This window comes from Luteibacter sp. NPDC104163, assembly GCF_055584245.1.
In genome coordinates this window covers 1-13100 of record NZ_JBVJMK010000026.1, presented here as the reverse complement: position 1 = coordinate 13100, position 13100 = coordinate 1, and the positions used below count along the sequence as shown (strand labels likewise).

9 protein-coding genes are annotated in these 13100 nt (G+C 66.8%); 5 read left to right on the top strand and 4 right to left on the bottom strand.

All coding sequences use genetic code 11. From position 1 onward, the window contains the following. Positions 1-105 precede the first annotated feature (105 nt). Entirely contained in the window at positions 106-1035 is a 930-nt protein-coding gene (locus ACZ6YI_RS20615) for a nucleoside hydrolase (protein ID WP_465780258.1), read from the bottom strand. A 51-nt stretch (positions 1036-1086) separates the two neighbouring features. Next, positions 1087-3975: a bifunctional [glutamate--ammonia ligase]-adenylyl-L-tyrosine phosphorylase/[glutamate--ammonia-ligase] adenylyltransferase gene (gene glnE, locus ACZ6YI_RS20610; RefSeq protein ID WP_465780257.1), complete on the bottom strand. Its 2889-nt coding sequence runs from the start codon at positions 3973-3975 to the stop codon at positions 1087-1089. A gap of 178 nt (positions 3976-4153) precedes the next feature. Here glnE and ACZ6YI_RS20605 point away from each other — a divergent pair, with 178 nt between their 5' ends. Together ACZ6YI_RS20605 and ACZ6YI_RS20600 are read left to right on the top strand one after the other, a co-directional pair. Beyond that, positions 4154-6046 carry an LTA synthase family protein gene (locus ACZ6YI_RS20605; protein WP_465780256.1) on the top strand — a complete coding sequence of 631 codons (1893 nt, stop codon included), beginning with the start codon at positions 4154-4156 and terminating at the stop codon, positions 6044-6046. A gap of 170 nt (positions 6047-6216) precedes the next feature. Then, complete coding sequence (locus ACZ6YI_RS20600) at positions 6217-7224, top strand: hypothetical protein (protein WP_465780255.1); 1008 nt, start codon at positions 6217-6219, stop codon at positions 7222-7224. Between the two features lie 99 nt (positions 7225-7323). Here the strand turns inward: ACZ6YI_RS20600 and groL are convergent, their stop codons facing one another. Then, positions 7324-8967: a chaperonin GroEL gene (gene groL, locus ACZ6YI_RS20595; protein WP_440327803.1), complete on the bottom strand. Its 1644-nt coding sequence runs from the start codon at positions 8965-8967 to the stop codon at positions 7324-7326. A 59-nt stretch (positions 8968-9026) separates the two neighbouring features. Continuing rightward, complete coding sequence (groES, locus tag ACZ6YI_RS20590) at positions 9027-9320, bottom strand: co-chaperone GroES (protein WP_440327804.1); 294 nt, start codon at positions 9318-9320, stop codon at positions 9027-9029. A 278-nt stretch (positions 9321-9598) separates the two neighbouring features. On the opposite strand from groES, the gene ACZ6YI_RS20585 reads away from it, so the two are divergent. From ACZ6YI_RS20585 to ACZ6YI_RS20575, 3 genes are read left to right on the top strand one after another with little or no spacing between them, the layout of a single operon-like run. Continuing rightward, positions 9599-11851, top strand: a complete 2253-nt coding sequence (locus tag ACZ6YI_RS20585) for a protein-disulfide reductase DsbD family protein (RefSeq protein WP_465780254.1) — start codon at positions 9599-9601, stop codon at positions 11849-11851. Next, positions 11848-12381 carry a TlpA family protein disulfide reductase gene (locus ACZ6YI_RS20580; RefSeq protein WP_465780253.1) on the top strand — a complete coding sequence of 178 codons (534 nt, stop codon included), beginning with the start codon at positions 11848-11850 and terminating at the stop codon, positions 12379-12381. Before ACZ6YI_RS20585 ends, ACZ6YI_RS20580 begins: the two co-directional genes overlap by 4 nt. Positions 12382-12398: 17 nt before the next feature. Further along, positions 12399-12950, top strand: coding sequence for a DUF1415 domain-containing protein (locus tag ACZ6YI_RS20575; RefSeq protein ID WP_465780252.1), 552 nt, complete (start codon positions 12399-12401; stop codon positions 12948-12950). Positions 12951-13100: the final 150 nt, after the last annotated feature.

Genomic DNA, 13100 nt, shown 5'->3' with positions numbered 1-13100 from the left:
AGAGCGGCATTGTAGCCCGGGGCTGGTCACTCCGCAACCAGCCCCCATGCTCTTGTGGGAGCGCGCTTGCGCGCGATCGGCGCGCTCCCACAGGGATGTGGGGCCTCAGGCGCCCAGCGCCCCGGCGATCAGCTCGCCGAACCGGACCTGGTCCACCTCGAGCACGATCCGCGCGTTGGGCTTGCCGCCCAGGCGCTTGTGCCAGTCGACCACGGTGGCGCCGCGGGTCAGCCGGCCGTCCAGCTCGATGGCCACGTGCCGCGTCTCGGCGCGGGTGACCATGCCGGGATCCAGGGCCACGGCCATCGCCAGCGCGTCGGCAGCGATGAAGCCCGTGCGTTCGTGCTCCGCGTTGAACTTGCGGGCCGTACCGAACACGTCATGGAAGAAGGCGGCGCGCTTGTCGCCCTTCGCGACCCAGCCTTCGTAGACGTCATCAGGGAACGCGTGACGCACCGTGGCTTCCCAGTCGACCAGGTCGAACATCTCGAACGCCTCGAAGACCACGTGGGCCGCCTCGGGGTCGAAACCTATGTTGAATTCGGCCGGGACCTTGCCCGTGTTGCCATGGCCGGTGACCGCGCCACCCATGATCACCAGGCGCTTCACGCGCTGCGGGAAGCCAGGATCGAGGCGCACGGCCAGGGCAAGGTTGGTCAGGGGGCCGAGGGCCACAAGGGTCAGCTCACCCGGGCGCTCACGGGTGAGGCGGATAAGGGCCAGCGCGGCGTGCTCGTCCCCTGCCGCGTGCTTCGGCTCGGGGAAGCCCACGTCACCGAAGCCGTCCTCGCCATGCACGAAAGCCGCATCTTCCTCGGGTGCCCGCACCAGCGGCGATGGGCAACCGGCGAAGACCGGCGTCGCGGCACCGACCAGATCAACCAGGGTCCGCGCATTGCGCACCGTATGCTTCAGGCCAACGTTACCGGCGGCCACGGTCAGGGCGGCGACATCGGTATGCGCGTGGGCCATGAGGATGGCGAGCGCGTCATCGACGCCCGGGTCGGTGTCGATCAGGAGCGGCAGTCGTGTCATCTTGCGGTTGCATCCGTTGACGGCCGGACAGCATAGCGCCGCCGCGACCGTTCAGACAGCCTTGGCTTCCGCCGCGGCGCTCTCCCCGAAATCGAACCCCAGCTCGCCGATGACCCGCTGGACCGCGGCGCACAGCTGCTCGAGCTGCGGCGTCCGCGCGGCCACGCGAGGGCGCAGGTCGAGCGTGCAGGTCAGGCCCATCTGCAACAGATCGGCGTGGGCGACGTGCAGCGTGTCGGCCTGGGCTTGCGAGAACAGGCCCGCCGCGCGCATTTCATCGATCAGCACGCTGTTGGCTGTCGTCTCGAGCATGCCCGGGTGCTCGGCGGCGTGGGCGAGCACGAGGCCCTGCAGCACGAACTCGATATCGATCAGAGCACCCCTACCCTGCTTCAGGTCGACATGCGCCGCGTCGGACCGGTCGCGCTCAGCACGCCAGCGCGAGCGCATCGCCCCGACCTCGGCGAACACACGTGCCTTGTCTCGCGGCGCGCCCAGGATCTCCCTGCGCACCGCGTCGAGCATGGCACCCACGGCGGCATCGCCAGCGACGAAACGCGCACGCTGGAGCGCCTGGTGCTCCCAGGTCCACGCGCGGTCGCGCTGGTAGGCCTCGAAGGCATCGACGCTCGCCACCAGCAAGCCCTTCGAGCCATCGGGACGCAGGCGGGTGTCGACGTCGTACAGGCTACCGGCATGCGTCTGCGCACCCAGCCAGTGCATGACGCGCTGGGCGAGGCGCTGATACCAGCGTGTGCCATCCACGGGGCGCGGACCGTCGCTCGTCGCGTTGGCGCGCTTCCCGTCATACACGAAGACCAGGTCGAGGTCGGACGCGAAGCCCAGCTCCTCCCCGCCGAGGCTGCCGTAGCCGAGCACCGCGAAGCCGAGGCCATCGCCGGGCAGGCGTCCGTGCTGCGCGGCCATCTCGCGCGCGGCGAGCGCAAGCACCGCACCGATCACCGCCTCCGCCAGCCCCGCGAGGCGGCGCGCCGTCGCGGGTGCATCCGCACGCCCATCGCTGAAGGCAAGGCCAAGACGGAAGGCGATGCTCGAGCGGAATTCGTTGATGCGTTCGAGTTCGCGTTCCGCGTCACGCTCATCCAGCGTGCCAAGCGAGCGGACGATCTCGGCGGAGATATCCGCACGCTTCAGGGGAATCTGGTCGATGCGCGGATCGAGCACGTCATCGAGCAACAAGGGCTGCGCGATGACGCGTTCGGCAAGGAAGGCGCTCTCCGCGAACACGCTGGCAACGCGTCGGCGCGCACTGGGCTGTTCATCAAGCAAAGCGAGGTACGACGAGCGGCGCGCGACGGCCTGCACCAGGCGCACCATGCGCAGCAGGCTCGGCACCGGCGAAGCACTTGCCCGCGCGGCACCGATCAGCTGCGGCATCAGGCGTTCCAGCCGCTCGGCGGAGCGCGCCGACATGGAACGCACGGAGCCGGCGCGCGGCAGCTTCCCGAGTTCATCCGCCGCCTCGGCGCCGGGGATGAAGCCCGAGGCTTCCATCGTTTCGGCGGTGAGCGATTCATCGCGGGCGGCCTGCCACAACTCGATGTCCGCCGCCGGGGCGGTGGCGGTCTGCCCGGCCTGCGGCACGAGCACCGCCGCAAACTCGGCCGACACGGCCGTGCGGTGTTTCGCGAGCTCAACCGCGAGGGCATCCCACGAGGCATAGTGCAGGCCGAGCGCAAGGCGCTCGCGGGAAAGGGCATCGTCGGGGATATCGTGGGTCTGCGCATCGCGCAGCATCTGCACGCGGTTCTCGAGCCGGCGCAGGAAGATGTACGCATCGCGCAGCAGCTTCGCGCGCGCTTTCGGAATGTAGCCGCGCGATTCGCACGCACGCAGCGCCGGCAGCAGGCCACGCACGCGCAGGGCCGGATCGCGGCCACCGCGGATCATCTGCGTGAGCTGCACGACGAACTCGATCTCGCGGATACCGCCGGGGCCGAGCTTGAGGTTCCCGGCAAGATCCTTGCGAGCGACCTCGGCATCGATCAGCGCCTTCATTTCGCGCAGGCCGGCAAACGCGGTGTAGTCGAGGTACCGCCGGTAGACGAACGGGCGCAGCATGTCCTGCAGTTCACGTCCCGCGGTGCGATCGCCTGCGACAGGGCGCGCCTTGATCCACGCGTAACGCTCCCAGTCGCGGCCTTCGCGCTGGTAATACTGTTCCATCGCGGAGAACGGCAACGCGAGGCGTCCCGCGTTACCGAACGGACGCAGGCGCAGATCGACGCGCGCGCAGATGCCGTCGACCGTAGGCTCGGCGAGCAGGCGCACGAGCTGCCGCCCTTCGCGCACGAAGTATTCGCCATTGTCGAGCGGACGCGTGCCATCGGTATCACCGCCGGACGCGTAAGCGAGCACGAGGTCGATGTCCGACGAGAAATTCAGCTCATTGCCGCCCAGCTTGCCGAAGCCGAGGACAACCATCCGCTGCTCCTTGCCGCCTGGGTCGCGTGGGATGCCGTAGCGCGCATGCATGGCGTTCTCGGACCAGCGCAAGCCAACGGCGAGCAGGGTTTCATACAGCGCGCTGGTCGACGCGAGCGTTTCGTCGATGTCGTCGAGCCCGTTGACGTCGCGAAACACCAGGCGCACGGCTTCGGCGTGGCGGAAGCGGCGCAGCACGGCCATGCAACGCTCTTCGTCGACGGGCAACTCCAGCGTCGCGCCGCGTGTCGAGGCATCCGTGTTGGCCCGAAGTTTCTCCAACCCCGCCGGTGCCAGGAGTTCGGGCTGCCTGCGCAGGATGTCGTAGGCGAAGTCCGAAGCCAGCAGCGTTCGCCGGACACGTTCGGCCACGCCAGCGTCGTCGTGCAGGGGAATGCGTGCGGCGCGGCATGCCGCCATCACGTCCGCGTAACGCTGGTCGATCAGGGCACGGAGTTCGGCGCTTTCGCGCGGGGCGGCTGAAGATTCATTCATGAGGCAGTCATTGTGCCTGACTTGGCAGGAAGGGCGCTGTAGCGCCGTTTGCACACGTTTCCGGCGCAAACATACGAAAAATCGTAGCGAAAAGTCGCTATTTGCCTGACAACCGGTTCATGTCAGCCTCGTTACAGTTCATGTCCCCCTGCGACAGGGGCGTGACACGAGGGATTTTATGAAAGGTAATTCAACAGGTTGGCGCGCCACCCTGGGCCGGGTCCTCCTTCCGGTGAGCCTGGCGCTGGTGTTCGTGTTCTACACGGGCTTCCTTGACGGCAACCCGGGCGTCGCGACGTCCGCCTGGGCGACACAGCCGCTGCATCTGTTCGCGAACGCGCTGCCCGGCCTGCTGTGTGCCACCTTGCTGCTCGTGCTGACACGCCGGGCGGTGCTCTCCTTCGCCCTGGCCTTCGTCGCCCAGGGCCTGGTGCTCTCGATCAGCGCCATCAAGATGCAGAACCTGGGGTCGCCGCTGCTGCCCGCCGACTTCCGTATGGTCGGGCAGCTAAAGAATGGCGGCCTCCATCTCCTCGGCGGCTACCTGCCCGCCAGCCCCTTGCCTTACCTCGCCATTGCCGCCGCCATCGCCCTGGTCGTGGCGCTCGCGAAGTACGAGCCGCCGCTTTTCGCCCGGCGGACGCACGGCCTGCGCCTGACAAGCGGCGTGGCGCTCGTCGCCCTGGTCGGCACGCTGTTTGCGGGCCAGCCCGCGTGGTCGCGCATGTACAACAACGGCACGCTGAGCATCCAACCGTGGTCCGCGTCGGACAATGCCCGCGACAACGGCGTGGTGACGACCCTCGTGCAGTTCCGCCTGCAGAATGCCGGCAAGAAGACCAAGGCCGACCCAGTCGAGGCGGGCCAGTTCATCGCCGCCAGCGACAGTTCGTTGCGCCAGCACATGGCCAATGCGGCCACCAACCAGCGCCAGACGCCCGATATCGTCGTAGTGCAGAGCGAGTCGTTCTTCGACCCGTCCGTGATCAACGGCCTGCAGGACGAAAACTTCGCCCCCAACCTGCACCGCCTTGCCCAGCACGCCAGCTCCGGTCAGTTACACGTGCCGACCTACGGTGGCGGCACCATCCGCACTGAGTTCGAAGTGCTGACGGGCCTGTCGCTGCGCTATTTCCCCACGATGCAGTTCCCCTACCTCGAGATGCACAGCGGCGTCATGCCGGGCATGGTTCGCGCGCTACGCTCGCATGGCTACGAGACCATCGCAGTGCATGGCAACGATCCGGGTTTCTGGAACCGCACGTCGGCGTTCAAATCGCTCGGCTTCGACCGCTTCGTTTCGCAGGCGGCGTTCCCCGCCGAAGCGAGGAAGCACGGCGAGCTGATGCCGGATAGCGCGATGACCGACCAGATCATGGCGCAGCTGAAGAGCGATGGCCCGCCGCGCTTCGTCTTCGCGATCAGCATGGAAGCCCACGGCCCGTACGATAAGACCTACATCGACGATACCGCGGAGCGGGATGCTATCCGTGTACCGGAAGGCATCAGCGATGACGACAAGCTCAAGCTCCGCAACTACATCTATCACATGCGCCATGCCGACGCGGAGCTCGGCCGCCTGGCCGACCTGCTCAAGCAGCGCGAGCGCCCCACCCTGCTGCTGTTCTACGGTGACCACCTCCCGGCGCTGACCGATACGTACGCCAAGGTCGGCTTCACCAGTGGCAAGGACATGCTGGCGCAGACCGTGCCGTACATCCTCATCGATGTGCACGGTGATGGTCCGGCACCGCGGAACGGTGACCTTGCCGCATGGATGCTCCCCGGTCGCCTGATGGAAGACGCGGGCGTGCACGACGATGCCTATTTCGCGCTGACCCAGGTGGTCGCGCCGCAACTGGCCGCGCTGACCCACGCGCCCGATGCGCCGGAATCGAAGGAAAACAGCCAGCTCAAATACACGGATGTGTCGATGGGCAATGTCGCCATGCTGCGCATGAAGCGCAAACTGGATCCGCTCGTTGCGCAGTTCGCAACGCCCGATGCGACGATGATCGCGCGCCAGCAAGGCCAGCCTGAAGAAGACGCGGCGGCAGGCGCAGGGCAATAACGCACACGCGGCAAAATCGCCGCTAACGCCACGCAGGTCACAGTTCTTGCCTGCCACCCTCACTAGCCTTCGTTCTTCCACTCGCATCGCGGGTGGCGGAACGGGGGCGTGTGCCAGCCGTGGCCGGCTGGTGCTTCATGGACTCTATCCCACAGGCAGGAGTCATACGCATGAAGAGTTTCGCTTCACTCGGCAAGAGCGTGGCGTGCGCGGGCATCATCGCGTCCATGTTCTTCTTCGCTCTGGCAGCTAACGCCGCTGACGCATCCACCCAACCCACCGCTCCCACGTTGCAGCTGACGCGTGTCGGCGCGCTGCCCCCACAGGCGAAGCCCGCCGGCGTCCCCGACGATTACGTGGTCACTCCCAACGGTTACTTCTCACCCGATTGCGTCGCCACGGTTCACCAGGGTGACGAACTGCAAGCCAACGGCATGATCCGTCGCGCTTCGGGCGTTACGGAAAAAGCACAGACCTGCGGCAAGGCGAACTTCTCCCTGCAGGGCGAGCGCGTCGAACCCAACGGGCACCGCTCGCTGACGAACACGCCCCCGCCTGAGCAGAGCGGATGGGTGCAGGCCGCGAACTACAGCAGCAGCACGCCCATAGGTCGCATCGTCGCCAGCTGGACGGTACCGTCCGCACCGTCGGCGAAGAACGACCAGGTCATCTACTTCTTCCCCGGCCTCGAGCAGTTGCCTACCGTGCAGTCGATCCTGCAGCCCGTGCTTGGTTGGAACGGCTACGGTGACAAAGCCTGGACACTCGCGAGCTGGAACTGCTGCGTTGACGGCACCACGTTCCACAGCGACCCGATCGCCGCGAAGGCCGGCGACAAGGTGGTCGGCGACACCTACTCCACCTGTACCGCTGGCCAGGCCTGCTCGACGTGGAAGATCGATTCGAAGAACACGACCACGGGCCAGACCAGCACGCTGACCACCAACCCGTATGCTGACCTCACCTGGGTTTTTGGCGGCGTCCTCGAGGTGTACAGCGTCGCGTCATGCAACCAGTACCCCGGCGGCCCGATCACCTTCAGCAACATCCAGGTGTATGACCGCAACAACCGGCGCGTATCGAACCCGCCGTGGCAGGGTAGCGATACGTCCGGCATCGATCCGCAGTGTAATTATGGGCTGAGTACTACGGCTACTTCGGCGACGATTTCGTACTGAGGCATCGCGCGCAAGCGCGCTCCCACGAGAGCGACCCCAAAAAAAAGGGCCCCGCGATGCGGGGCCCTTCTCATGCAGCGGTAACGCGGGAAGCAGGACTTAGAAGTCCATGCCACCCATGCCGCCCATGCCACCCGGGGCACCGTGGCCAGCGCCGTCGTCCTTCTTCGGCACTTCGGTCACGGCGGCTTCGGTGGTGATGATCGAACCGGCGACCGAGGCAGCGTACTGCAGGGCCGAACGGGTGACCTTGGTCGGATCCAGGATGCCGAAGGCAATCATGTCGCCGAACTCACCGGTGGCAGCGTTGTAACCGAAGTTACCGCTGTTTTCCTTCACCTTGTTCACGATGACCGACGCTTCTTCGCCGGCGTTCGTGACGATGGCGCGCAGCGGGGCTTCCAGCGTGCGGCGGGTGATGGCGATGCCGAGGTCCTGGTCCTGGTTGGCACCCTTCAGGCCTTCCAGCGCCTTGAGCGCACGGATCAGGGCGACGCCGCCGCCCGGGACCACGCCTTCTTCGACGGCTGCGCGCGTGGCGTGCAGGGCGTCTTCGACGCGGGCCTTCTTTTCCTTCATCTCGACTTCGGTAGCCGCGCCAACCTTGATGACGGCAACGCCGCCAGCCAGCTTGGCCACGCGCTCCTGCAGCTTCTCGCGGTCGTAGTCCGAAGAGGTCTCTTCGATCTGCGCCTTGATCTGGCCGATGCGCGACTGGATCTTCTCGGCTTCACCGGCACCATCGATGATGGTGGTGTTTTCCTTGGTGATGACGACGCGCTTGGCGCGGCCGAGATCGTTGATCGTGGCCTTGTCGAGCTGCAGGCCGACTTCTTCCGAGATGACCACGCCGTTGGTGAGGATGGCGATGTCTTCCAGGATGGCCTTGCGGCGATCGCCGAAGCCCGGCGCCTTGACGGCGGCGACCTTCACGATGCCACGGATGGTGTTGACGACGAGGGTGGCGAGGGCTTCGCCTTCCACTTCTTCAGCCACGATCAGCAGCGGCTTGCCGGCCTTCGCGACGGCTTCGAGCGCCGGGAGCAGCTCGCGGACGTTCGAGATCTTCTTGTCGTGGATGAGGATGAACGGGTCGTCCAGTTCAACCTGCTGCGACTGCTGGTTGTTGATGAAGTACGGCGAGAGGTAGCCGCGATCGAACTGCATGCCTTCGACGACGTCGAGCTCGTTCTCGAGACCCGAACCTTCTTCAACCGTGATCACGCCTTCCTTGCCGACCTTCTTCATCGCGTTGGCGATGATGTCGCCGATGTTGGCATCGGAGTTGGCCGAGATGGTGCCGACCTGGGCAATGGCCTTGTCGTCAGCGGTGGGCTTCGAGAGCGACTTCAGCTCGCCGACGGCGGCCACGACCGCCTGGTCGATACCGCGCTTGAGGTCCATCGGGTTGATGCCGGCGGCCACGGCCTTGAGGCCTTCCTGGATGAACGCCTGGGCGAGGACCGTCGCGGTCGTGGTGCCGTCACCGGCCACGTCGGAGGTCTTCGAAGCGGCTTCCTTCACGATCTGGGCGCCGATGTTCTCGTACTTGTCGGCGAGTTCGATTTCCTTCGCGACCGAGACACCGTCCTTCGTGACGGTCGGGGTGCCGAAGCTCTTCTCGAGCACGACGTTGCGGCCCTTCGGGCCCAGGGTGACCTTGACGGCATTGGCGAGGGTGTTGACACCCTTCAGCATGCGGGCGCGGACGTCTTCGCCGAAGCGGACTTCTTTAGCTGCCATGGGATAAATCCTTGGAAATTAGGTAAGAAAGGGGAAACGCGAGGTCAGGCGAGCGAGGCTCAGCCTTCGATGACCGCCACGATGTCGTCTTCCTTCAGGAAGACCAGCTCTTCGCCGTCGATCTTGATTTCCTGGCCGGCGTACTTGCCGAACAGGACGGTGTCACCTTCCTTCACCGACATCGGACGGACGCTGCCGTTCTCGAGGATGCGGCCGTTACCGGCGGCGATGACCTTGCCGCGGGTGGGCTTCTCGGTGGCGCTGTCCGGGATAACGATACCGCCGGCGGAGACGCGCTCCTCTTCCAGGCGCTTGACGATGACGCGATCGTGCAGCGGGCGCAGCTTGCTCATGAGTGACTCCAAAGCAGGTGGTTGTTATGTAAGAGAAAATGGCCACCCCGTTAGCACTTGGCCGGGGTGAGTGCCAGAATTCTAGCCAAAGCACGCCCGTGATCGGAAGAGCTTTGGATGGCCGAGACATGGCGTCGCTACGAAACGGTTCAAGGTCTCCCGGTACAAAAAGTCGCGATTGGGCCCGCGGCAACGGGGATGCAAGCTAATCCGCACTCACCCGGTCATAATCATCGACGCCCTTGCGGTTCGTCGCCGCACCGATCCATGGAGCCACCATGCCGTCGTTCGCCCGCCTCATGCGGAACCTGGCCATCCTGGTCAGCCTGAGCCTCTTCGCCCTGCCCGCCCTGGCGCAGGACGATGACAACCTGCTGCCGGTCACCCAGGCGTTCCACCTGACCTCGGATGCCAGCCAGCCGGGCATGGTGAAGCTGCACTGGCGGATCGCCCCGGACTATTACCTGTACCGCGGCCGGATCAAGATCAAGGCGGTGGACGCCGCCGCAGTGAAGCTGGGCGAGCCCACGCTCCCCGATGGCCTGAAAAAGCACGACGAATACCTGGGCGACGTGGAGATCTACCACGGCGACATCGAGGCGACGGTGCCCTACACGCTGGCTGACGCCGCGACGAAGGTGCTGGCGCTGGACGTGCAGTACCAGGGCTGCCACGAGGTGGAGCCGAAGATCTGCTACCCGCCGAACACCGAGCACCTGAAGCTCACCATCGGTGCGCCGTCTACCATCCCTGCCGGCGATGCCCCGGCCGCCCCGGCGGCGAAGGGCAACGGCGCCGCACTGCTCGGCGCGCCCGCGGCGACCCCCGGCACGGATGCCCAGGCCCTGCCGGCCAACCAGGCGTTCCGCTTCGAAGCCCTCGCGAAGGACGGTAAGAGCCTGCTCCTGCGCTGGACGATGCCGAAGGACTACTACCTTTACCGCGACAAGACCGAGATCAAGGTGCTCTCGCCCGCGGGCGTATCGGCGGGTGAGCCGGACTGGCCCAGCGGCATCGCACACCACGACGAACATTTCGGCGACACCATCGTCTATTTCGACCAGGTGGAAGTGCCGGTGCCGCTCAACGGCGCCGATGCCTCGAAGAAGGTGGAACTGGAGGTCGCCTACCAGGGCTGCCTCGAGAACGGCATCTGCTACCCGGTGATGACCCGCCACCTCAGCGCCGACCTCGCCTCGGGCGCGGTCACCGTGGGTGATGCGGCGAGTGCCGCGTCGTCGGCCGCCCCTGCCCCGGCTGCCGCGCCGGGCGAGGTCGCCCCGACCCCGCCACCCGCGAACCTGATGCCCGGTGGCGCCGAGAAGGTCGGCTTCATCGCCGCCATCGGCCTCGCCCTGCTGGGCGGCCTGATCCTCAACCTCATGCCGTGCGTCCTGCCGGTGCTGTCGCTCAAGGCCATCACCGTGCTGGAAAGCGGGGAGAGCCCGGCCGCCGCGCGCAGGCACGCGCTCTGGTACACCGCGGGCGTCATGCTGTCGTTCGCCCTGCTCGGCCTCATCGTGGTCGGTATCCGCGCGGCCGGCCATGGCCTGCAGTGGGGTGCGCAGTTCCAGCAGCCGGCGATCGTGGGCGTGCTGGTCTACGTGATGCTGGCCATCGGCCTCTCGATGTCGGGCGTGTTCGAAGTGGGCGGCTCCCTGGGTAACGTGGGCAGTGGCCTCGCCTCGCGCTCCGGCCCCACCGGTGATTTCTTCACCGGCGTACTGGCCGTCGTGGTCGCCAGCCCGTGCACCGCGCCGTTCATGGGCTCCGCCATCGCCTTCGCGTTCGCCGCGCCGCTGTACGTCGCCTTCCTGATCTTCGTGGCGCTGGGCCTCGGCCTGGCCCTGCCCTTCCTGCTGATGGGTTTCGTGCCTGCGGTGGCGCGCATGCTCCCGCGCCCCGGCCGCTGGATGGAGACGCTGAAGCAGGCGCTCGCCTTCCCGATGTACCTGACCGCCGTGTGGCTCCTGTGGGTGCTCACCAAGCAGCGTGGCGCCGATGCGGCCGCGCTGGTGCTGGCTGGCGGCGTGCTGCTGGCCATGGCGCTGTGGTGGTACGGCCGTAGCCGTGGCAGCCGGCTGTCGTGGGTGTTCACCGCCGTGCTCGGCATCGGTGCGGTGGCAGCCCTGTGGACGGTCCACGGGCTGCCGGCCCCGACGACGACCCAGACGGCCTCGGACGGCTCCGTGCCGTATTCGCCTGAGAAGCTCGCCGAACTGCGCGCGGCAGGCACCCCGGTGCTCGTCGACATGACCGCCGACTGGTGCATCACCTGCAAGGCCAACGAGCGTGCGGTGCTCGATACCGATGCGTTCCGCGACCTGCTCAAGCGCACCGGCACCGTTTATATGAAGGGCGACTGGACCGACGTGAACACCACGATCGCCGCCTTCCTGGAACAGTGGCACTCGGTGGGCGTACCGCTCTATGTCGTCTACCCGAAGGGCGGCGGTGAAGGCCACAAGCTGTCCACCGTGCTTACGCAGGACACGGTGAAGCAGGCCCTGGACACCGCGTCGGGCCAATGAAGCGCGGCCCGACCTTCTGGTTCGTCGCGCTCGCCATTGCCGCGGCCGCGCTCGGCCTCTGGCTCGAGCATCGGCGGGAGCACCCCTCCGAGATCAACGGCGTGACGATCGCGGACGTAGGCGACATGGCGCCGGAGACCGCCTGGCTCAGTACGGAAGGGAAGCCGCGCACCCTGGCCGACTGGCGCGGCCGCCGGGTGCTGATCAACTTCTGGGCCACGTGGTGCGCCCCTTGCCGCCAGGAGATGCCGCTGCTGAGCGCGGCGGCGCAGGATGCGGCGCGCCAGGGCACGGTGATCCTCGGGGTCGCCGAGGATACGGCGCCGGCCGTGCGGGTCCATCTCGCCAGCCACCCGGTGAACTACCCCGTGGTCATCGGCGCCACGGATGCGCCCGGCGGCTCGCTGTCGTTCGGAAATACCCGACAGGTGCTGCCCTACAGCGTCCTGGTGGGCGAGGATGGGCGTATCCTGCGCCGCAAGATGGGCACGTTCAGCGAGCAGGAGCTCGCCGAATGGCTCAAGCCCTGAGCCTTTAGGAAAACCGCATGGACACCCTGCCCTCGCACGACGAGGCCATCGACGCGACCCGTACGTGGCTCGAACGCGCCGTCATCGGCCTGAACCTCTGCCCGTTCGCCAAGGCGGTCCACAAGAAGGGCCAGGTGCGCTACGTGGTGAGTGACGCCACCCAGCCCCTGCAACTGCATGAGGACCTGGTGCGCGAGCTCGAACTGCTGCGGGATACGCATCCCGAGCAGGTCGATACGACCCTGTTGATCCACCCGGGGGTGCTGGGCGATTTCATGGATTTCAACGAGTTCCTGGAGGTCGCGGACGATACCGTCGCCGACCTGGATCTGGAAGGCGAGATCCAGGTGGCCAGCTTCCACCCCGATTTCCAGTTCGAAGGCACGGCGCCGGACGACATCACCAACTACACCAACCGCTCGCCGTTCCCCACGCTGCACCTGTTGCGCGAGGCCAGCATCGACAAGGCGGTAGCGGCGTTCCCGGATGCTTCGAAGATCTTCGAGGCGAACATGGAAACGCTGGACAAGCTGGGCGTCGAAGGCTGGAACAAGCTCTTCTCCGCGTAGGAGCAAACCCTGTGGGAGCGGGGGGGGGGGCGGGGGGGGGGGGGGCCCCGCCCCACCCCCCCCCCCCCCCCCCCCCCCGGGGGGGGGGGGGGGGGGGGGGGCGCCGGGGTGGGGGGCGCCGCCCCCCACACTTACAGGTTTTTTAACGGG

Bases quoted from the DNA above. Each gene is read 5' to 3' on its own strand.
- groL (WP_440327803.1), bottom strand. From the start codon at position 8,967: ATGGCAGCTAAAGAAGTCCGCTTCGGCGAAGACGTCCGCGCCCGCATG.
- ACZ6YI_RS20585 (WP_465780254.1), top strand. From the start codon at position 9,599: ATGCCGTCGTTCGCCCGCCTCATGCGGAACCTGGCCATCCTGGTCAGC.
- ACZ6YI_RS20600 (WP_465780255.1), top strand. From the start codon at position 6,217: ATGAAGAGTTTCGCTTCACTCGGCAAGAGCGTGGCGTGCGCGGGCATC.
- ACZ6YI_RS20580 (WP_465780253.1), top strand. From the start codon at position 11,848: ATGAAGCGCGGCCCGACCTTCTGGTTCGTCGCGCTCGCCATTGCCGCG.
- ACZ6YI_RS20605 (WP_465780256.1), top strand. From the start codon at position 4,154: ATGAAAGGTAATTCAACAGGTTGGCGCGCCACCCTGGGCCGGGTCCTC.
- groES (WP_440327804.1), bottom strand. From the start codon at position 9,320: ATGAGCAAGCTGCGCCCGCTGCACGATCGCGTCATCGTCAAGCGCCTG.
- ACZ6YI_RS20615 (WP_465780258.1), bottom strand. From the start codon at position 1,035: ATGACACGACTGCCGCTCCTGATCGACACCGACCCGGGCGTCGATGAC.
- glnE (WP_465780257.1), bottom strand. From the start codon at position 3,975: ATGAATGAATCTTCAGCCGCCCCGCGCGAAAGCGCCGAACTCCGTGCC.
- ACZ6YI_RS20575 (WP_465780252.1), top strand. From the start codon at position 12,399: ATGGACACCCTGCCCTCGCACGACGAGGCCATCGACGCGACCCGTACG.